Annotated in this window: 13 protein-coding genes; 11 read left to right on the top strand and 2 right to left on the bottom strand. The window is 62.6% G+C overall.

The genetic code is table 11. The annotated features are described in order from the left end of the window. Positions 1-9 precede the first annotated feature (9 nt). The 10 genes from HZ993_RS16525 to HZ993_RS16480 are packed head-to-tail and all read left to right on the top strand — an operon-like array spanning position 10 to position 17,343. Complete coding sequence (locus HZ993_RS16525) at positions 10-417, top strand: VCBS domain-containing protein (RefSeq protein ID WP_209393834.1); 408 nt, start codon at positions 10-12, stop codon at positions 415-417. Beyond that, positions 351-758 carry a hypothetical protein gene (locus tag HZ993_RS16520; protein ID WP_209393833.1) on the top strand — a complete coding sequence of 136 codons (408 nt, stop codon included), beginning with the start codon at positions 351-353 and terminating at the stop codon, positions 756-758. The genes HZ993_RS16525 and HZ993_RS16520 overlap by 67 nt, the downstream gene beginning before the upstream one ends. Further along, complete coding sequence (locus tag HZ993_RS16515) at positions 749-1,156, top strand: VCBS domain-containing protein (RefSeq protein WP_209393830.1); 408 nt, start codon at positions 749-751, stop codon at positions 1,154-1,156. The genes HZ993_RS16520 and HZ993_RS16515 overlap by 10 nt, the downstream gene beginning before the upstream one ends. Further along, positions 1,090-1,497 (top strand): hypothetical protein, encoded by a 408-nt coding sequence (locus tag HZ993_RS16510; RefSeq protein WP_209393833.1) that lies wholly within the window; start codon positions 1,090-1,092, stop codon positions 1,495-1,497. The genes HZ993_RS16515 and HZ993_RS16510 overlap by 67 nt, the downstream gene beginning before the upstream one ends. Then, positions 1,488-2,237, top strand: a complete 750-nt coding sequence (locus HZ993_RS16505; protein WP_209393832.1) for a VCBS domain-containing protein — start codon at positions 1,488-1,490, stop codon at positions 2,235-2,237. Before HZ993_RS16510 ends, HZ993_RS16505 begins: the two co-directional genes overlap by 10 nt. Continuing rightward, positions 2,228-2,977 carry a VCBS domain-containing protein gene (locus HZ993_RS16500; protein ID WP_209393832.1) on the top strand — a complete coding sequence of 250 codons (750 nt, stop codon included), beginning with the start codon at positions 2,228-2,230 and terminating at the stop codon, positions 2,975-2,977. Before HZ993_RS16505 ends, HZ993_RS16500 begins: the two co-directional genes overlap by 10 nt. Continuing rightward, complete coding sequence (locus HZ993_RS16495; RefSeq protein WP_209393831.1) at positions 2,968-4,458, top strand: VCBS domain-containing protein; 1,491 nt, start codon at positions 2,968-2,970, stop codon at positions 4,456-4,458. Before HZ993_RS16500 ends, HZ993_RS16495 begins: the two co-directional genes overlap by 10 nt. After that, positions 4,449-4,856, top strand: a complete 408-nt coding sequence (locus HZ993_RS16490; protein WP_209393830.1) for a VCBS domain-containing protein — start codon at positions 4,449-4,451, stop codon at positions 4,854-4,856. Before HZ993_RS16495 ends, HZ993_RS16490 begins: the two co-directional genes overlap by 10 nt. Beyond that, positions 4,790-6,679, top strand: a complete 1,890-nt coding sequence (locus tag HZ993_RS16485) for an S-layer family protein (RefSeq protein ID WP_209393829.1) — start codon at positions 4,790-4,792, stop codon at positions 6,677-6,679. The genes HZ993_RS16490 and HZ993_RS16485 overlap by 67 nt, the downstream gene beginning before the upstream one ends. Beyond that, a complete protein-coding gene (locus HZ993_RS16480) occupies positions 6,670-17,343 on the top strand; it encodes a VCBS domain-containing protein (protein ID WP_209393828.1) in 10,674 nt (3,557 codons plus the stop codon). Before HZ993_RS16485 ends, HZ993_RS16480 begins: the two co-directional genes overlap by 10 nt. A 27-nt stretch (positions 17,344-17,370) precedes the next feature. Here HZ993_RS16480 and HZ993_RS16475 read toward each other — a convergent pair whose 3' ends face one another. Next, entirely contained in the window at positions 17,371-19,287 is a 1,917-nt protein-coding gene (locus tag HZ993_RS16475; protein ID WP_209393827.1) for an EAL domain-containing protein, read from the bottom strand. Between the two features lie 2 nt (positions 19,288-19,289). After that, on the bottom strand, positions 19,290-20,012 hold the full coding sequence (locus HZ993_RS16470) for a transglutaminase-like cysteine peptidase (protein WP_209393826.1): 723 nt from the start codon (positions 20,010-20,012) through the stop codon (positions 19,290-19,292). A 333-nt stretch (positions 20,013-20,345) separates the two neighbouring features. Here HZ993_RS16470 and HZ993_RS16465 point away from each other — a divergent pair, with 333 nt between their 5' ends. Continuing rightward, positions 20,346-22,202, top strand: a complete 1,857-nt coding sequence (locus HZ993_RS16465; RefSeq protein ID WP_209393825.1) for a TolC family outer membrane protein — start codon at positions 20,346-20,348, stop codon at positions 22,200-22,202. Positions 22,203-22,240 lie beyond the last annotated feature (38 nt).

Here is a 22,240-nt window from a genome sequence, read left to right as displayed (position 1 = left end):
GCCGCCACCGTGGCCCTGACCTATGGCTCCCTGGTCTTGAACAGCGACGGCACCTACACCTACACGCTGAACAACGCCAACCCAACCGTCAACGCGTTGAACGTCGGTCAGACCCTGACCGACTCCTATACCTACACGCTGACAGACGGCGATGGCGACACCACCACCGCCACGCTCTCCATCACCATCAATGGCGCCTCCGATGGCGTGCCCACCATCGTCCCCGTGGACGGCAATGGCGCAGCCACCGGCCAGGCCAGCGTCAATGAGCTGGGCCTGCTCACCGTGGGCAACACCAGCGAGACCACCACCGGCTCCATCACCGTCACCGCCCCAACGGTCTGGCCAGCGTGGTCGTCGGTGGCACCACCGTCACGGCTGCCCAGTTGGCAGGCCTGGGCGGCACGCCGGTTGTGATCAACACCGGCGAAGGCACTCTGACACTGAGCGGCTTCAATGCCGGCACCGGTGCGCTGTCCTACAGCTACACCTTGAACGCCGCCCAGAACCAGCCTGGCGCCACCGAGAGCAGCGACACCATCGCGCTGACGGTCAATGACCTGGCCGGTGGCTCCAACACCGGCAACCTGGTCGTGCAGATCGTGGACAGCACACCGGTTGCCGTGGCCGACTCCGCCTCCATCACCGAGGATGCAGCACCCAACACCGTCAGCGGCTCCGTGCTGACCGGCACAGGCGCCGACACCGTGGGCGCTGATGCCAATGCCACCCCGTCACCGCCGCCACCGTGGCCCTGACCTATGGCTCCCTGGTCTTGAACAGCAACGGTACCTACACCTACACGCTGAACAACGCCAACCCAACCGTCAACGCGTTGAACGTCGGTCAGACCCTGACCGACTCCTATACCTACACGCTGACAGACGGCGATGGCGACACCACTACCGCCACGCTCTCCATCACCATCAATGGCGCCTCCGATGGCGTGCCCACCATCGTCCCCGTGGACGGCAATGGCGCAGCCACCGGCCAGGCCAGCGTCAATGAGCTGGGCCTGCTCACCGTGGGCAACACCAGCGAGACCACCACCGGCTCCATCACCGTCACCGCCCCAACGGGCTGGCCAGCGTGGTCGTCGGTGGCACCACCGTCACGGCTGCCCAGTTGGCAGGCCTGGGCGGCACGCCGGTTGTGATCAACACCGGCGAAGGCACTCTGACACTGAGCGGCTTCAATGCCGGCACCGGTGCGCTGTCCTACAGCTACACCTTGAACGCCGCCCAGAACCAGCCTGGCGCCACCGAGAGCAGCGACACCATCGCGCTGACGGTCAATGACCTGGCCGGTGGCTCCAACACCGGCAACCTGGTCGTGCAGATCGTGGACAGCACACCGGTTGCCGTGGCCGACTCCGCCTCCATCACCGAGGATGCAGCACCCAACACCGTCAGCGGCTCCGTGCTGACCGGCACAGGCGCCGACACCGTGGGCGCTGATGCCAATGCCACCCCGTCACCGCCGCCACCGTGGCCCTGACCTATGGCTCCCTGGTCTTGAACAGCAACGGTACCTACACCTACACGCTGAACAACGCCAACCCAACCGTCAACGCGTTGAACGTCGGTCAGACCCTGACCGACTCCTATACCTACACGCTGACAGACGGCGATGGCGACACCACTACCGCCACGCTCTCCATCACCATCAATGGCGCCTCCGATGGCGTGCCCACCATCGTCCCCGTGGACGGCAATGGCGCAGCCACCGGCCAGGCCAGCGTCAATGAGCTGGGCCTGCTCACCGTGGGCAACACCAGCGAGACCACCACCGGCTCCATCACCGTGACCGCCCCCAACGGGCTGGCCAGCGTGGTCGTCGGTGGCACCACCGTCACGGCTGCCCAGTTGGCAGGCCTGGGCGGCACGCCGGTTGTGATCAACACCGGCGAAGGCACTCTGACACTGAGCGGCTTCAATGCCGGCACCGGTGCGCTGTCCTACAGCTACACCTTGAACGCCGCCCAGAACCAGCCTGGCGCCACCGAGAGCAGCGACACCATCGCGCTGACGGTCAATGACCTGGCCGGTGGCTCCAACACCGGCAACCTGGTCGTGCAGATCGTGGACAGCACACCGGTTGCCGTGGCCGACTCCGCCTCCATCACCGAGGATGCAGCACCCAACACCGTCAGCGGCTCCGTGCTGACCGGCACAGGCGCCGACACCGTGGGCGCTGATGCCAATGCCACCCCGTCACCGCCGCCACCGTGGCCCTGACCTATGGCTCCCTGGTCTTGAACAGCAACGGTACCTACACCTACACGCTGAACAACGCCAACCCAACCGTCAACGCGTTGAACGTCGGTCAGACCCTGACCGACTCCTATACCTACACGCTGACAGACGGCGATGGCGACACCACTACCGCCACGCTCTCCATCACCATCAATGGCGCCTCCGATGGCGTGCCCACCATCGTCCCCGTGGACGGCAATGGCGCAGCCACCGGCCAGGCCAGCGTCAATGAGCTGGGCCTGCTCACCGTGGGCAACACCAGCGAGACCACCACCGGCTCCATCACCGTGACCGCCCCCAACGGGCTGGCCAGCGTGGTCGTCGGTGGCACCACCGTCACGGCTGCCCAGTTGGCAGGCCTGGGCGGCACGCCGGTTGTGATCAACACCGGCGAAGGCACTCTGACACTGAGCGGCTTCAATGCCGGCACCGGTGCGCTGTCCTACAGCTACACCTTGAACGCCGCCCAGAACCAGCCTGGCGCCACCGAGAGCAGCGACACCATCGCGCTGACGGTCAATGACCTGGCCGGTGGCTCCAACACCGGCAACCTGGTCGTGCAGATCGTGGACAGCACACCGGTTGCCGTGGCCGACTCCGCCTCCATCACCGAGGATGCAGCACCCAACACCGTCAGCGGCTCCGTGCTGACCGGCACAGGCGCCGACACCGTGGGCGCTGATGCCAATGCCACCCCGTCACCGCCGCCACCGTGGCCCTGACCTATGGCTCCCTGGTCTTGAACAGCAACGGTACCTACACCTACACGCTGAACAACGCCAACCCAACCGTCAACGCGTTGAACGTCGGTCAGACCCTGACCGACTCCTATACCTACACGCTGACAGACGGCGATGGCGACACCACTACCGCCACGCTCTCCATCACCATCAATGGCGCCTCCGATGGCGTGCCCACCATCGTCCCCGTGGACGGCAATGGCGCAGCCACCGGCCAGGCCAGCGTCAATGAGCTGGGCCTGCTCACCGTGGGCAACACCAGCGAGACCACCACCGGCTCCATCACTGTCACAGCTCCCAACGGTCTGGCCAGCGTGGTCGTCGGTGGCACCACCGTCACGGCTGCCCAGTTGGCAGGCCTGGGCGGCACGCCGGTTGTGATCAACACCGGCGAAGGCACTCTGACACTGAGCGGCTTCAATGCCGGCACCGGTGCGCTGTCCTACAGCTACACCTTGAACGCCGCCCAGAACCAGCCTGGCGCCACCGAGAGCAGCGACACCATCGCGCTGACGGTCAATGACCTGGCCGGTGGCTCCAACACCGGCAACCTGGTCGTGCAGATCGTGGACAGCACACCGGTTGCCGTGGCCGACTCCGCCTCCATCACCGAGGATGCAGCACCCAACACCGTCAGCGGCTCCGTGCTGACCGGCACAGGCGCCGACACCGTGGGCGCTGATGCCAATGCCACCCCCGTCACCGCCGCCACCGTGGCCCTGACCTATGGCTCCCTGGTCTTGAACAGCAACGGTACCTACACCTACACGCTGAACAACGCCAACCCAACCGTCAACGCGTTGAACGTCGGTCAGACCCTGACCGACTCCTATACCTACACGCTGACAGACGGCGATGGCGACACCACTACCGCCACGCTCTCCATCACCATCAATGGCGCCTCCGATGGCGTGCCCACCATCGTCCCCGTGGACGGCAATGGCGCAGCCACCGGCCAGGCCAGCGTCAATGAGCTGGGCCTGCTCACCGTGGGCAACACCAGCGAGACCACCACCGGCTCCATCACTGTCACAGCTCCCAACGGTCTGGCCAGCGTGGTCGTCGGTGGCACCACCGTCACGGCTGCCCAGTTGGCAGGCCTGGGCGGCACGCCGGTTGTGATCAACACCGGCGAAGGCACTCTGACACTGAGCGGCTTCAATGCCGGCACCGGTGCGCTGTCCTACAGCTACACCTTGAACGCCGCCCAGAACCAGCCTGGCGCCACCGAGAGCAGCGACACCATCGCGCTGACGGTCAATGACCTGGCCGGTGGCTCCAACACCGGCAACCTGGTCGTGCAGATCGTGGACAGCACACCGGTTGCCGTGGCCGACTCCGCCTCCATCACCGAGGATGCAGCACCCAACACCGTCAGCGGCTCCGTGCTGACCGGCACAGGCGCCGACACCGTGGGCGCTGATGCCAATGCCACCCCGTCACCGCCGCCACCGTGGCCCTGACCTATGGCTCCCTGGTCTTGAACAGCAACGGTACCTACACCTACACGCTGAACAACGCCAACCCAACCGTCAACGCGTTGAACGTCGGTCAGACCCTGACCGACTCCTATACCTACACGCTGACAGACGGCGATGGCGACACCACTACCGCCACGCTCTCCATCACCATCAATGGCGCCTCCGATGGCGTGCCCACCATCGTCCCCGTGGACGGCAATGGCGCAGCCACCGGCCAGGCCAGCGTCAATGAGCTGGGCCTGCTCACCGTGGGCAACACCAGCGAGACCACCACCGGCTCCATCACCGTGACCGCCCCAACGGGCTGGCCAGCGTGGTCGTCGGTGGCACCACCGTCACGGCTGCCCAGTTGGCAGGCCTGGGCGGCACGCCGGTTGTGATCAACACCGGCGAAGGCACTCTGACACTGAGCGGCTTCAATGCCGGCACCGGTGCGCTGTCCTACAGCTACACCTTGAACGCCGCCCAGAACCAGCCTGGCGCCACCGAGAGCAGCGACACCATCGCGCTGACGGTCAATGACCTGGCCGGTGGCTCCAACACCGGCAACCTGGTCGTGCAGATCGTGGACAGCACACCGGTTGCCGTGGCCGACTCCGCCTCCATCACCGAGGATGCAGCACCCAACACCGTCAGCGGCTCCGTGCTGACCGGCACAGGCGCCGACACCGTGGGCGCTGATGCCAATGCCACCCCCGTCACCGCCGCCACCGTGGCCCTGACCTATGGCTCCCTGGTCTTGAACAGCAACGGTACCTACACCTACACGCTGAACAACGCCAACCCAACCGTCAACGCGTTGAACGTCGGTCAGACCCTGACCGACTCCTATACCTACACGCTGACAGACGGCGATGGCGACACCACTACCGCCACGCTCTCCATCACCATCAATGGCGCCTCCGATGGTGTGCCCACCATCGTCCCCGTGGACGGCAATGGCGCAGCCACCGGCCAGGCCAGCGTCAATGAGCTGGGCCTGCTCACCGTGGGCAACACCAGCGAGACCACCACCGGCTCCATCACCGTGACCGCCCCCAACGGGCTGGCCAGCGTGGTCGTCGGTGGCACCACCGTCACGGCTGCCCAGTTGGCAGGCCTGGGCGGCACGCCGGTTGTGATCAACACCGGCGAAGGCACTCTGACACTGAGCGGCTTCAATGCCGGCACCGGTGCGCTGTCCTACAGCTACACCTTGAACGCCGCCCAGAACCAGCCTGGCGCCACCGAGAGCAGCGACACCATCGCGCTGACGGTCAATGACCTGGCCGGTGGCTCCAACACCGGCAACCTGGTCGTGCAGATCGTGGACAGCACACCGGTTGCCGTGGCCGACTCCGCCTCCATCACCGAGGATGCAGCACCCAACACCGTCAGCGGCTCCGTGCTGACCGGCACAGGCGCCGACACCGTGGGCGCTGATGCCAATGCCACCCCCGTCACCGCCGCCACCGTGGCCCTGACCTATGGCTCCCTGGTCTTGAACAGCAACGGTACCTACACCTACACGCTGAACAACGCCAACCCAACCGTCAACGCGTTGAACGTCGGTCAGACCCTGACCGACTCCTATACCTACACGCTGACAGACGGCGATGGCGACACCACTACCGCCACGCTCTCCATCACCATCAATGGCGCCTCCGATGGCGTGCCCACCATCGTCCCCGTGGACGGCAATGGCGCAGCCACCGGCCAGGCCAGCGTCAATGAGCTGGGCCTGCTCACCGTGGGCAACACCAGCGAGACCACCACCGGCTCCATCACCGTGACCGCCCCCAACGGGCTGGCCAGCGTGGTCGTCGGTGGCACCACCGTCACGGCTGCCCAGTTGGCAGGCCTGGGCGGCACGCCGGTTGTGATCAACACCGGCGAAGGCACTCTGACACTGAGCGGCTTCAATGCCGGCACCGGTGCGCTGTCCTACAGCTACACCTTGAACGCCGCCCAGAACCAGCCTGGCGCCACCGAGAGCAGCGACACCATCGCGCTGACGGTCAATGACCTGGCCGGTGGCTCCAACACCGGCAACCTGGTCGTGCAGATCGTGGACAGCACACCGGTTGCCGTGGCCGACTCCGCCTCCATCACCGAGGATGCAGCACCCAACACCGTCAGCGGCTCCGTGCTGACCGGCACAGGCGCCGACACCGTGGGCGCTGATGCCAATGCCACCCCGTCACCGCCGCCACCGTGGCCCTGACCTATGGCTCCCTGGTCTTGAACAGCAACGGTACCTACACCTACACGCTGAACAACGCCAACCCAACCGTCAACGCGTTGAACGTCGGTCAGACCCTGACCGACTCCTATACCTACACGCTGACAGACGGCGATGGCGACACCACCACCGCCACGCTCTCCATCACCATCAATGGCGCCTCCGATGGCGTGCCCACCATCGTCCCCGTGGACGGCAATGGCGCAGCCACCGGCCAGGCCAGCGTCAATGAGCTGGGCCTGCTCACCGTGGGCAACACCAGCGAGACCACCACCGGCTCCATCACCGTGACCGCTCCCAACGGGCTGGCCAGCGTGGTCGTCGGTGGCACCACCGTCACGGCTGCCCAGTTGGCAGGCCTGGGCGGCACGCCGGTTGTGATCAACACCGGCGAAGGCACTCTGACACTGAGCGGCTTCAATGCCGGCACCGGTGCGCTGTCCTACAGCTACACCTTGAACGCCGCCCAGAACCAGCCTGGCGCCACCGAGAGCAGCGACACCATCGCGCTGACGGTCAATGACCTGGCCGGTGGCTCCAACACCGGCAACCTGGTCGTGCAGATCGTGGACAGCACACCGGTTGCCGTGGCCGACTCCGCCTCCATCACCGAGGATGCAGCACCCAACACCGTCAGCGGCTCCGTGCTGACCGGCACAGGCGCCGACACCGTGGGCGCTGATGCCAATGCCACCCCCACCGTCACCGCCGCCACCGTGGCCCTGACCTATGGCTCCCTGGTCTTGAACAGCAACGGTACCTACACCTACACGCTGAACAACGCCAACCCAACCGTCAACGCGTTGAACGTCGGTCAGACCCTGACCGACTCCTATACCTACACGCTGACAGACGGCGATGGCGACACCACTACCGCCACGCTCTCCATCACCATCAATGGCGCCTCCGATGGTGTGCCCACCATCGTCCCCGTGGACGGCAATGGCGCAGCCACCGGCCAGGCCAGCGTCAATGAGCTGGGCCTGCTCACCGTGGGCAACACCAGCGAGACCACCACCGGCTCCATCACCGTGACCGCCCCCAACGGGCTGGCCAGCGTGGTCGTCGGTGGCACCACCGTCACGGCTGCCCAGTTGGCAGGCCTGGGCGGCACGCCGGTTGTGATCAACACCGGCGAAGGCACTCTGACACTGAGCGGCTTCAATGCCGGCACCGGTGCGCTGTCCTACAGCTACACCTTGAACGCCGCCCAGAACCAGCCTGGCGCCACCGAGAGCAGCGACACCATCGCGCTGACGGTCAATGACCTGGCCGGTGGCTCCAACACCGGCAACCTGGTCGTGCAGATCGTGGACAGCACACCGGTTGCCGTGGCCGACTCCGCCTCCATCACCGAGGATGCAGCACCCAACACCGTCAGCGGCTCCGTGCTGACCGGCACAGGCGCCGACACCGTGGGCGCTGATGCCAATGCCACCCCCGTCACCGCCGCCACCGTGGCCCTGACCTATGGCTCCCTGGTCTTGAACAGCAACGGTACCTACACCTACACGCTGAACAACGCCAACCCAACCGTCAACGCGTTGAACGTCGGTCAGACCCTGACCGACTCCTATACCTACACGCTGACAGACGGCGATGGCGACACCACTACCGCCACGCTCTCCATCACCATCAATGGCGCCTCCGATGGTGTGCCCACCATCGTCCCCGTGGACGGCAATGGCGCAGCCACCGGCCAGGCCAGCGTCAATGAGCTGGGCCTGCTCACCGTGGGCAATACCAGCGAGACCACCACCGGCTCCATCACCGTGACCGCCCCCAACGGGCTGGCCAGCGTGGTCGTCGGTGGCACCACCATCACGGCCGCCCAGTTGGCAGGCCTGGGCGGCACGCCGGTTGTGATCAACACCGGCGAAGGCACTCTGACACTGAGCGGCTTCAATGCCGGCACCGGTGCGCTGTCCTACAGCTACACCTTGAACGCCGCCCAGAACCAGCCTGGCGCCACCGAGAGCAGCGACACCATCGCGCTGACGGTCAATGACCTGGCCGGTGGCTCCAACACCGGCAACCTGGTCGTGCAGATCGTGGACAGCACACCGGTTGCCGTGGCCGACTCCGCCTCCATCACCGAGGATGCAGCACCCAACACCGTCAGCGGCTCCGTGCTGACCGGCACAGGCGCCGACACCGTGGGCGCTGATGCCAATGCCACCCCCGTCACCGCCGCCACCGTGGCCCTGACCTATGGCTCCCTGGTCTTGAACAGCAACGGTACCTACACCTACACGCTGAACAACGCCAACCCCACGGTCAATGCCCTGAACGTCGGTCAGACCCTGACCGACTCCTATACCTACACGCTGACAGACGGCGATGGCGACACCACTACCGCCACGCTCTCCATCACCATCAATGGCGCCTCCGATGGTGTGCCCACCATCGTCCCCGTGGACGGCAATGGCGCAGCCACCGGCCAGGCCAGCGTCAATGAGCTGGGCCTGCTCACCGTGGGCAATACCAGCGAGACCACCACCGGCTCCATCACCGTGACCGCCCCCAACGGGCTGGCCAGCGTGGTCGTCGGTGGCACCACCGTCACGGCTGCCCAGTTGGCAGGCCTGGGCGGCACGCCGGTTGTGATCAACACCGGCGAAGGCACTCTGACACTGAGCGGCTTCAATGCCGGCACCGGTGCGCTGTCCTACAGCTACACCTTGAACGCCGCCCAGAACCAGCCTGGCGCCACCGAGAGCAGCGACACCATCGCGCTGACGGTCAATGACCTGGCCGGTGGCTCCAACACCGGCAACCTGGTCGTGCAGATCGTGGACAGCACACCGGTTGCCGTGGCCGACTCCGCCTCCATCACCGAGGATGCAGCACCCAACACCGTCAGCGGCTCCGTGCTGACCGGCACAGGCGCCGACACCGTGGGCGCTGATGCCAATGCCACCCCCGTCACCGCCGCCACCGTGGCCCTGACCTATGGCTCCCTGGTCTTGAACAGCAACGGTACCTACACCTACACGCTGAACAACGCCAACCCAACCGTCAACGCGTTGAACGTCGGTCAGACCCTGACCGACTCCTATACCTACACGCTGACAGACGGCGATGGCGACACCACCACCGCCACGCTGTCCATCACCATCAACGGTGCATCCGATGGTGTGCCCACCATCGTCCCCGTGGACGGCAATGGCGCAGCCACCGGCCAGGCCAGCGTCAATGAGCTGGGCCTGCTCACCGTGGGCAATACCAGCGAGACCACCACCGGCTCCATCACTGTCACAGCTCCCAACGGTCTGGCCAGCGTGGTCGTCGGTGGCACCACCGTCACGGCTGCCCAGTTGGCAGGCCTGGGCGGCACGCCGGTTGTGATCAACACCGGCGAAGGCACTCTGACACTGAGCGGCTTCAATGCCGGCACCGGTGCGCTGTCCTACAGCTACACCTTGAACGCCGCCCAGAACCAGCCTGGCGCCACCGAGAGCAGCGACACCATCGCGCTGACGGTCAATGACCTGGCCGGTGGCTCCAACACCGGCAACCTGGTCGTGCAGATCGTGGACAGCACACCGGTTGCCGTGGCCGACTCCGCCTCCATCACCGAGGATGCAGCACCCAACACCGTCAGCGGCTCCGTGCTGACCGGCACAGGCGCCGACACCGTGGGCGCTGATGCCAATGCCACCCCCGTCACCGCCGCCACCGTGGCCCTGACCTATGGCTCCCTGGTCTTGAACAGCAACGGTACCTACACCTACACGCTGAACAACGCCAACCCAACCGTCAACGCGTTGAACGTCGGTCAGACCCTGACCGACTCCTATACCTACACGCTGACAGACGGCGATGGCGACACCACTACCGCCACGCTCTCCATCACCATCAATGGCGCCTCCGATGGCGTGCCCACCATCGTCCCCGTGGACGGCAATGGCGCAGCCACCGGCCAGGCCAGCGTCAATGAGCTGGGCCTGCTCACCGTGGGCAACACCAGCGAGACCACCACCGGCTCCATCACCGTGACCGCCCCCAACGGGCTGGCCAGCGTGGTCGTCGGTGGCACCACCGTCACGGCTGCCCAGTTGGCAGGCCTGGGCGGCACGCCGGTTGTGATCAACACCGGCGAAGGCACTCTGACACTGAGCGGCTTCAATGCCGGCACCGGTGCGCTGTCCTACAGCTACACCTTGAACGCCGCCCAGAACCAGCCTGGCGCCACCGAGAGCAGCGACACCATCGCGCTGACGGTCAATGACCTGGCCGGTGGCTCCAACACCGGCAACCTGGTCGTGCAGATCGTGGACAGCACACCGGTTGCCGTGGCCGACTCCGCCTCCATCACCGAGGATGCAGCACCCAACACCGTCAGCGGCTCCGTGCTGACCGGCACAGGCGCCGACACCGTGGGCGCTGATGCCAATGCCACCCCCGTCACCGCCGCCACCGTGGCCCTGACCTATGGCTCCCTGGTCTTGAACAGCAACGGTACCTACACCTACACGCTGAACAACGCCAACCCCAACCGTCAACGCCTGAACGTCGGTCAGACCCTGACCGACTCCTATACCTACACGCTGACAGACGGCGATGGCGACACCACTACCGCCACGCTCTCCATCACCATCAATGGCGCCTCCGATGGTGTGCCCACCATCGTCCCCGTGGACGGCAATGGCGCAGCCACCGGCCAGGCCAGCGTCAATGAGCTGGGCCTGCTCACCGTGGGCAATACCAGCGAGACCACCACCGGCTCCATCACCGTGACCGCCCCCAACGGGCTGGCCAGCGTGGTCGTCGGTGGCACCACCATCACGGCCGCCCAGTTGGCAGCCCTGGGCACCACGCCAGTAGTGATCAACACCGGCGAAGGCACCCTGACACTGAACGGCTTCAATGCCGGCACCGGTGCGCTGTCCTACAGCTACACCTTGAACGCCGCCCAGAACCAGCCTGGCGCCACCGAGAGCAGCGACACCATCGCCCTGACGGTCAATGACCTGGCCGGTGGCTCCAACACCGGCAATCTGGTCGTGCAGATCGTGGACAGCACACCGGTTGCCGTCAACGACGCCGCCTCCATCACCGAGGATGCAGCACCCAACACCGTCAGCGGCTCCGTGCTGACCGGCACAGGCGCCGACACCGTGGGCGCTGATGCCAATGCCACCCCCGTCACCGCCGCCACCGTGGCCCTGACCTATGGCTCCCTGGTCCTGAACAGCAACGGCACCTACACCTACACGCTGAACAACGCCAACCCAACCGTCAACGCGTTATCTGCAGACCAGGCCCTCACCGACAGCTACACCTACACACTGACCGACGGTGACGGCGATACCACTACCGCCATGCTGACCATCACCATCAACGGCACCAACGACAGACCAATTGCCGTCGCCGATGTGGGAGCGGTGAACGAGGATGCAACGCTAACAACTACTGCGTTGACCGGTGTAATTCAGGGGATCGGGACCGACACCGATCCAGACAATACCTCCGCTTCCCTGGTAATCAGCGGTGTCGTCGTTGGGACAGGATCCGTTACACAAGGCTCTGGTATTGGAGTTTCACTGACCGGGACGTACGGTCACCTGATACTCAATGCGAACGGCAGCTACACCTATGTTGCCGATATGCCTGCTGCAGACGTCCTGGCCGTGGGCGCAACTGCCAACGATGTGTTCACCTACACCGTGAGGGACCCCGACGGACTGGTATCCAATACAACAACGTTGACTATCACCGTCACCGGCTCCAATGATGCACCTATCGCCGTCGCCAACGTGGGTGCCGTCAATGAAGATGCGACCCTGACCGTAACTGCTGCAAGCGGTGTGATCCGCGGTGTCCCAGGCACGGACACCGACGAAGACAACACCACGGCGTCCCTGCTGGTGAGTGGCGCAGTGGCCGGAACAGGGGCTGTCACGCAAGGCTCAGGCGTTGCAACATCACTGACCGGGACCTACGGCCATCTGACCCTGAATGCCGATGGCAGTTACACCTATGTGGCAGACCAACCTGCAGCAGACACCCTAGCCACCGGCGCCACCGCCAATGACGTGTTCACCTATACGGTGAAAGACCCCAGTGGGCTGGTCTCCAACACCACTACGCTGACCATCACAGTCACTGGCACTAATGACGCACCTATAGCGGTAGCAAACGTGGGCGCGGTGAACGAAGATGCAACGCTGACCGCAACCGCACTTACAGGCGTGGTCCGGGGCACGCCTGGAACTGACACCGACGTGGACAACACCACAGCATCCCTGCTGGTGAGTGGTGCAGTTGCCGGAACCGGCGCTGTTACACAAGGTTCCGGCGTCGCCACTTCGCTGACGGGAACCTACGGCCATCTGACCTTGAATGCCGACGGCAGCTACACCTATGTGGCGGACCAACCTGCGGCCGACACCCTGGCCACCGGCGCCACAGCCAATGATGTCTTCACCTACACGGTGAAAGACCCCACTGGTCTGGTCTCCAACACCACGACGCTGACCATCACGGTCACTGGCACCAATGACGCCCCGGTAGCGGTAGCGAATGTGGGCGCAGTGAACGAAGATGCGACACTCACCACCACCGCACTGACGGGCGTAATCCAGGGAACGCCTGGTACGGACACCGATGCGGACAACACCACGGCGTCCCTGCTGGTGAGTGGCGCCGTGGCCGGAACAGGGGCCGTCACACAAGGCTCCGGCGTCGCCACTTCGCTGACGGGAACCTACGGCCATCTGACCTTGAATGCCGACGGCAGCTACACCTATGTGGCGGACCAACCTGCGGCCGACACCCTGGCCACCGGCGCCACAGCCAATGATGTCTTCACCTACACGGTGAAAGACCCCACTGGTCTGGTCTCCAACACCACGACGCTGACCATCACGGTCACTGGCACCAACGACGGACCAACAATCAGCGCCGGTCAAACCAGCGCCGTTTCGGAAGAAGGTCTAACCGGCGGAATCGCCGACACGGTTGGCACTCCATCCGACAACACCAACGCAACCACCAGCACGGGCCAATTCACGGTGTCCGACCCGGACAACACGGTCACCGTCACGTTGGGAGCACCTGCGGTTAGCCTAACATCCAATGGCAATGCAGTTACGTGGGCACTTGCCAATGCCAATCAAACGCTTACGGGCAGTGCAGCAGGACAAACGGTGATGACAATCACCATCGACAACACCGGGGCCTACACCACCACGTTGCTCAAGCCCATTGACCACCCCAACGGTGGCGGTGAAAACCTGCAGTCCATTCCAGTCACCGTGACGGTGTCGGACGGAACCACCAGCAGCACATCCACCCTGACTCTTAGCGTGGAAGACGACGCTCCCTCTGCGACGCAAACCACAACCTCCGTAACGCTACCCAACGTCAACACCAATATCTTGCTGACACTGGACGTTTCCGGCTCCATGACCACCACTGATGGTGGCGGTGGAAAAACCCGTTTGCAGTTGATGAAAGAGTCCGTCACGGGCCTATTGGATGGTTACGACAATCTGGGCGATGTGCGTGTACGCATCGTCACGTTCTCAACTACGGCTGCGGAACAGGGAACCAGTTGGGTGGATGTCGCCACGGCCAGGACCATTGTCAACGGCCTGATCGCCAACGGTAGCACCAATTACGATGCCAGCATTGCCACTGCCCAAAGTGCATTCAGCGACAGCGGCAGGTTGGCCGGTGCCCAGAATGTTTCCTATTTCCTGTCCGACGGTGAACCCAATCCAGCCACCAGCCGGATTGATCCAGCAGCGGAAACTACTTGGACCAACTTCCTGAGCACCAATGATGTCAGAAGCTTCTCGTTCGGCATGGGAACAGGTGCCACACAAGGCGCGCTGGACCCTATTGCCTACGACGGGCTCAACAACACTAACACCAACGGCGTTGTGGTGTCGGACATCACCCTGCTGCCACCCATCTTGCGCGACAGTGTGGTCGCGCCTACCACCGGCAACGTCATTGGCGGTGGTCTGGGTGCTTCGGTCGGCTTTGGCGCAGATGGTGGCTTCCTGCAGACACTAAGCGTTGATGGCAGTGTCTACACCTTCAATCCCGCGGCCAACGGCGGTACGGGTGGCGTTACAGTGACAGGCACAAACCGTGGCGTCTTTGACACCGCAGGCAATACCCTGACCGTTACCACCCTTTTGGGCGGTAAGTTCGTGGTTGACCTCGACACGGGTGACTACACCTACACGGCTGCGCCCACCATTGCTGTGGCCCAACAGGAGAACATTGCCTACACGGTGCTGGATGTCGACGGCGACAGCGCCAGTTCCACACTGAGGATTGATGTCAATCCCCCGTTGGCTGTCGCCACCATACCGCCAATCGTCACCACCATCAGCAGCCCAACAGTACTCGAATCCACGGCAGGCAACACGACCAGCCTGGTCTACACGGTGAACCTGGACATCATGACGGGCGCAGCCACGACGTTTACCTACAACTTGGGTGATACCGGCGGTGCAGGCAGAGCCTCTGCGTCGGACCATGGCACGGTTGCCTTCAGCAACGGTGTCACGCTGAGCGGAACCACCCTGACGGTACCGGCTGGCGTCATCAGCTTTACAGCCACCATACCCACCACCACAACCGGAGGCGTAGAGGGATCGGAGATCTTGCCGCTGACCATTGGTGGTGTGACCGGCACAGGGACGATTGCCGAAACCGGCAGCTTCACGCCCAACATTACGATAGACAACGTCACGGTCAACGAAAGCCAGGGGGATGCGACCTTCACCGTGACACTGTCCCAGGCCTCCGCCAACACCGTTACTGTGAACTACAGCACGAGCAACGGTACGGCAACCACCGCCAGCAATGACTACCAGGCACGGTCCGGAACCGTGACGTTCCTTCCAGGACAAACCACGCAAACCATTTCTGTCAACCTGAGGGAAGATGCGACCGTAGAAGGCAACGAAACATTCAATGTCAACTTGAGCGGTGCGGTGAATGCCACCATTCTGGACAACCAGGGTGTTGCCACGATTGTGGACAACGAGGCCAGGATCTCCATCAACGACGTCACTGTCAATGAGGCAGCGGGCACGGCGACCTTCACCGTGTCGCTCTCCGACTCCGCAGCGTCAAACGTTACGGTCCAGTACAGCACCAGCAATGGCACCGCAACTGCAGGCTCGGACTACACCGCAAGGGCCCTCACCACACTGACCTTTGCACCCGGTGAGACGACCAAAACCGTCACCATCAATATTGCTAACGACACCGCAGTGGAATCCAGCGAGACGTTCAACGTCAACCTGAGCAACGCCTCGACCAATGCCACCATCGTGGACGCAGTCGGTGTGGCCACTATTGTCGACAACGAGCCCCGGATATCCATCAACGATGTCACAGTCAACGAAGGTGCAGGTACAGCAACTTTCACTGTGACGCTGTCTGAGGCTGCTACTGGAAACGTGACGGTGCAGTACGCCACCGCCAATGGCACGGCAACCGCCGGGTCGGACTACACTGCAGCTTCACTCACGACGCTGACCTTTGCTCCCGGAGAAACCAGCAAAACCGTTACCGTGGCCATCGTCAATAATCCAGCGGTGGAAGGCAACGAAAACTTCACCGTCAATCTGTCCAACGCCTCCAGCAACGCCACCATCCTGGATGGAACCGGCATAGCCACCATTGTTGACAATGCCCCGCCGGCTGCGCCGGTCGCGGCCCCGATGGCGGTGATGTCCACCAGCAGCTCCGAATCCACTCCTGCAACGGGCTTTGCCGATCTGAACGAGGAGCTCAAGGTCAACGAGGACAGCACGCTCACGGGTAGCGTTCTCACCGGAACCACCAGCAGCAGCGGAACCGTCAGCATTGTCAACTACCAGATCAAGGACAACACCACCATCTTTAAGGCTGGCGAAACCGCTACGCTTGCAGGTGTCGGTACCCTGGCTATCCATGCGGATGGAACATTCACCTTCGTCCCGGTTGCCAATTACAACGGCCCTGTTCCGCTGGTAACTTACACGATGACCGACGGATCCAACAACGACACATCCACGCTCGCCATCTCAGTTACCGCAGTCAACGATTCACCCGTTGCGGTGGCCGATACAGCTGACACCATGCAAGGGACACCGGTCACCGTTGCAACTTCAACGCTGTTGATCAATGACAGCGATGTGGATGGAGACCCGCTGACCTTGTTCTCGGTGCAAGATGCCAACCACGGCAGTGTCGCACTGGTGGGAAGCGATGTGGTGTTCACACCCACTGCTGGATACTCAGGCGCCGCGTCGTTCAACTACACCATCAGCGACGGCCAGGGCGGAACATCCACAACAACTGTGGCTGTCAACGTCAATGGAGCGCCGGTGGCAGTAGCCGACACGGTGACAGGCACTGCCAACACCCCACTGACCATTGCATCAGCCACATTGTTAAGCAATGACACCGATCCGAATGGCGACCCATTAACCATCAGCTCGGTTCTGGACGCCACCCATGGCACCGTTGCACTGGTTGATGGCAGCGTGGTGTTTACACCTACCAAGGACTATGTAGGCGACGCCTCGTTCAGCTACACCATCAGTGATGGCCATGGCGGCACCGCCTCGGGCTCCGTCAGCCTGACCATTGCAGCCGATCTGCTGAAAGCAGGATCAACACCTACCCCGTAGACGTCGATCACTGCTGTCGCCCCGTTATCAACGGGGCTCGTTGACCGCAGGTCCGGTGGCGCCATCAAAGCCCACCGGGCCCAGCGCCATCAAATCTGCCTCGCTGGTGACGCCTTCCGCGATCACCTTGAGCCCAATGCTGTGCGCGATGGTGGACAGGCCCTTCAAAAAGGCCTGGTTCCCGACATTGCCATCCAGGCCCCGCACAAAACTTCCATCTACCTTGATGTAATCCAGACCCAGGTCGTGCAGACGGCCAATTTCGCTGAATTGCCGACCAAAGTGCTCCAACCCCAGCTTGCAGCCTACCCCCCGCAGGTCCACACACAAAGCCTTAAAGGCATCAAAGTGCGACAGTGCGCCCGACTCCGCCACCTCCAGCCAAAGCCGCGAAGTACCCGACCGGCGTTTCAGCAGGCGCTGCAAGTCGCTTCTGAACTCGGGGAGGTAGATGGAACTGGCAGACAAGTTGATGGCCAAGCCTGTAAGCTCGGGCTTTGCCTCCAGCTCATCCAAGCCCAAAGACACAGCAGCCAGATCCAGCTGTGGGGTGAGTTTGAGCCGCTCCGCTACGGGAAGGAACTTGCCCGCCGGCTGCCACTCCCCCCGTTCATCAAACATCAAGCGCAGCGGACATTCGCGATGCACCAGTCTTCCGTCCAAGGACATCACCGGAAATGACACCAGGCGCACCCACTTCTGTTCCAGTGCGCGGTGTATCAACCGGGACCACACTTCTGTACTTTTTGGTGCATCGTCACCCACATGCAGATCCACCACTTTCAGGCCACTGGCCCCATCCGCCTCCACGGCCGCCAGCGCCAGGTCAACTTGTGCCAGGATGGTCTCCATTTCCACACCCGGCGGAAAGTTTCCACAACCCAGCCAGGTGCTGGGGCTATTGGGTAGATAGGCCTGCGCCTCTTTGGTCAGCGCGGAAAAAAGATCCGCGGCAACACGCTGGGGGGCATCGAGTGCAGGCACCAACATGGCAAAGTCCGCGCCATTGAGGCGGGCCGCCAGCGCCTCCGGATACCGCGCAGACACCGACAATAGGCCGCGTGCAAAGGCCCGCAACAACTCATCTGTGTCCTTGCGCCCCAAGGACTGGTTGACGGTCGCCAAGTTCGCAACCCGCGCGATAAACACAGATCCGCCGGCCGAGTGTTCTGCCTGGACCATGTCGCGCAAGCGCGCCATGAAGTTGCTCCGATTGGCCAGCCCGGTCAGGGTATCGCAGTTCGCTTCACGCCGAACACCTTCCAGGCGTTTGGCCTCATCGTCAAACATGGCTTTGAGCCGAGCAACCGTAACGTTCATCGCCTGGGCCAGCTTCTTCAGCTCCGGCACTGCCGGCTCCTCCATCGTGACAAAGCGCCGTTCCGTAATCGCCTGCGCTTGGTCTATCACGGCGTTTAGCGGACGGCGTAATCGGCGCAAAACCAAGGTCGCCATGTACCCGCCTGCCAGGCCGGCCAGCGTCAGGGCCACCACCATCTCCTGCGCACTCTTCCACAATGCGGCATAGGCAAAACGACTTTGACTGACCAGCGTCACGGTGCCAAATTGTTTCCAGCCACTGGAGATTTGTGCTTGCCCCGACTGCGCGCGGATGGGCAGCAATTGAACAAACCACGTGGGAGCGCCCAAATCGGTATCCGACCCCAGGCGCTCGGAGATGGTTTTGCCCTGCGGATTGGTCACCCGCACAAGTTCGTAATGCCCGCCATCAAACAACGAGGCCACCACCAGTTCAACCGTCACGTCGTCCGGGTTGCTCTGGCTCAATGACAAGGCCAACGCTGTCGCGTTGTCGGTGTTTTTGATGGAGAGCTGGGACTCCAGGTAGGAGCGCGCGCTCAACATGGAAACCAGCAGGCTTCCGGCGAGCGCCATCAGTGTGCTGGCAATGATGGCAAGCCATAGTTGGCGAAACATTGACATATTCAATTTCCTTTTCTGTGCTTCGCAATCACTCGAAGCCTTCCGCGCGCGCGTTTCAACAAATCTTCCCAGCGGGATAAACGCCCCGTTCCCGCGGCGGGCGTCGCTTCTTTCCCGGAAACACCCGTAAAGATGCCTTCACTGTTGAAGCTAAAGACCGGTACCAAATCGGGCCGACGCGACGCGGGCCGAATATCGGCAATCAGGTTGTCCAGAACCAGGGGTTCGGATTCAGGTCGTGCGTAATAGGCCAAAACCATATGTGCCTGCAAGGCCGTGCTGTCCGTCGAGCCGGTTTTGGCCCGCACATAAATCAGGCGCAATTTGCTGGAATCAACGCCCATTTCCTTCAGCGTAAAGTACTTCGCAATCACGAAGTCTTCACAATCTCCAAAGCCTTTACCCAATGTGTCCAACGGAGTGGCCCAATAGTCTTCCTGGGTCCAGACTGCCGTGTCGTCGCCAAACACAATGTTTCGGTTGAAGAAATCATTGGTGCGCTTCAACCTGTCGGTATCCGCCGACGCCTTGTTGTTGGCGATCAGGCTTTGCCAGGCATTGAATTTGGCGGTGACCCCGGTTCCCCAGCGCTGGGTCAGAGACGCCAGCATCCGCTCAAAATCCACACCACCATACGCAGTGGAACCTAGCCAGATCGCACCCACGCAGAGCCCCAATGCCACCGCCCTGACCCAAAAAGTACGCCCAAACACCATGCTCACCATTGGGGTAAAGGGGCCATCACAAGCATAGGTGCAATCCGGTGCGACGCACCGTCACACGCCCACACTGCTCCGACTGCACAACATGTACGGGGACCATGACCAATCCCGCCGCAAACGCGGGACTTGTAAGCCAGCAGAAAGAATGTTGTAACATTTTGTGTATTTTTTCACACAAGGCCCCGTTTTTAAAACGCCAACGCCCACAAAGGCTGACGTGCTCGCAATTTCCTAGCAGAATAATGCACTATCTATACTCGGCGGACACTAGCACAGTGCTTCGCCTGGCAGCTTGCCGCCACGTTGCCCACACATTGCAGGAAGAATTCCAAGAATATGACCAAGCTCACCGCCATCAGCACCGCAGCCTTGATTGCCAGCGCCAGTTTCAGTCCCTGGGTCTTGGCTCAGCAGTCACCTGGCACGCTGAAAGAAGCCGTTGAGCGGGCCATTCTGCAAAACCCCGAAGTCAAATTGCGCTTCCACAACCTGGAGGCCGCCAAGGCGGAGCGTGGCGTAGCACAAGGGGCCTGGTTGCCCCGTATTGATCTGGAAGTGGCAGGTGGGACCTATGAAACCAAGACCCCTTCGCTGGCCTCCGCACTAAGCTACAACGGCAACCGCGCGTCCCTGCAATTGCGCCAGACACTGTTCGACGGATTTGCCACGTTGCACGAAACCCGGCGACTCAGTTATGCCCAGCAGGCCGCCTACTATGACTTGCTGGCCAGCAGCAACCAGATTGCGCTGGAAGCCGCCCGCGCCTACACCGACGTGCTGCGCTTTCGCGAACTGGTCCAGCTCGCCGCCGACAACTTTACGACCCACCAGGAAGTACACGACCGATTGAGCCAAAAGGTCACCGCTGGCGTAGGCCGTAAAGTCGACCTTGAGCAAGCTGCAGGCCGCATGGCCCTGGCAGAGTCCAACTGGCTCACCGAATCCAGCAATCTGCATGATGTGTCCGCCCGTTACCAACGGCTGGTGGGCCAGCTTCCTGCGGCAAATCTCGCGGCCACAGAATCCATGGGCCAGTACCTGAAAGCAGGCGCCGGTTTCCCGTCAGAAGCGGTGCGCAGCAACCCCGAATTTTTATCCGCGGTAGCCACCATCCGCGGTTACCGATCCGACAGCAGCATGCGGCGGGCCGCTTACAGCCCAACCGTTGAATTCCGTGCCCGGCAAAGCATGGAAACCAACCAGAGTGGTATCAACGGTGACTACCGCGACACGGCGCTGGAAGTGGTGTTGAGCTACAACCTGTACCGCGGCGGGTCTGACAAGGCCCGTGTCAACCAAGCCGTCGCCAAACTCAACAGCGCCTACGACCTGCGTGACAAAGCCTGCCGCGATGTTTGGCAAACCGGTGAAATTGCGTTCAACGACTCCCAACGTCTGGCTGCACAAATCAAGCTGCTCAGCCAACACGAGTTGTCCACCTCCAAGGCCCGCCAAGCGTATCAACAACAATTTGACATTGGCCAGCGATCACTGCTGGACTTGCTGGACACCGAAAACGAGCTCTACCAGGCTCGCCGGGCGCTGGCCAATGCCGAGTACGACCTGCAGCTGTCGGCCGTGCGTGTGCTGGCCACATCCGGCACCCTGCTCAGCACGCTGAAGCTGCAAACACTGTCCACAGAGACACCCGACGCCTCCGGCAATACACAAGACGACGACGCGCTGATGCAATGCGACCACCAGGTCCCCACGGCACCCGCCCTGGACCGCAGCTTCAATTCCCGTCCGGCGTCCTTGCCCGCTGATCCTGGCAAACCCGTCACAGGCGCAACCACTGCTGTACCGGTAGCACTGCCTCCATCCAATCCCACCGCGGATATTTGCAACCAGCTACCCAAGGCCGTACAAACTTGGCTAGAAGCCTGGAACAAGAAAGATGTACCCGGTTATCTGGGCGCTTACGCCAGCAGCTTTGATCCCGGCAAGGCGATGGACCGCAAGCAGTGGGAAGCCATGCGCACCAGCCGCATCAGCAAACAGGGTGACATCAGCATCACCATTGGTAAAGTGTCACCCGTACGCTGCGACAACAAAACGGCAGAGGTCGCGTTTTCTCAAGAGTACGGTTCTGTCAATTACAAAGACTCGGTCAACAAGACCCTGGCTCTGGAAAACGTAAAAGGTGTCTGGAAAATCACCCGTGAAACGGTGACCAAGGGCCGTAGCTACTAACTAGCTGCCCGCGCGAAGGCCACATTACACATGTTGGC

This window comes from Rhodoferax sp. AJA081-3 (assembly GCF_017798165.1).
Classification (GTDB): Bacteria; Pseudomonadota; Gammaproteobacteria; order Burkholderiales; family Burkholderiaceae_C; genus Allorhodoferax.
This window is presented reverse-complemented; position numbering and strand designations above follow the sequence as displayed.

What these genes read in the sequence shown, in the direction of transcription:
- HZ993_RS16475 (WP_209393827.1), bottom strand. Translation starts at nt 19,287, where the DNA reads ATGTCAATGTTTCGCCAACTATGGCTTGCCATCATTGCCAGCACACTG.
- HZ993_RS16470 (WP_209393826.1), bottom strand. Translation starts at nt 20,012, where the DNA reads ATGGTGAGCATGGTGTTTGGGCGTACTTTTTGGGTCAGGGCGGTGGCA.
- HZ993_RS16465 (WP_209393825.1), top strand. Translation starts at nt 20,346, where the DNA reads ATGACCAAGCTCACCGCCATCAGCACCGCAGCCTTGATTGCCAGCGCC.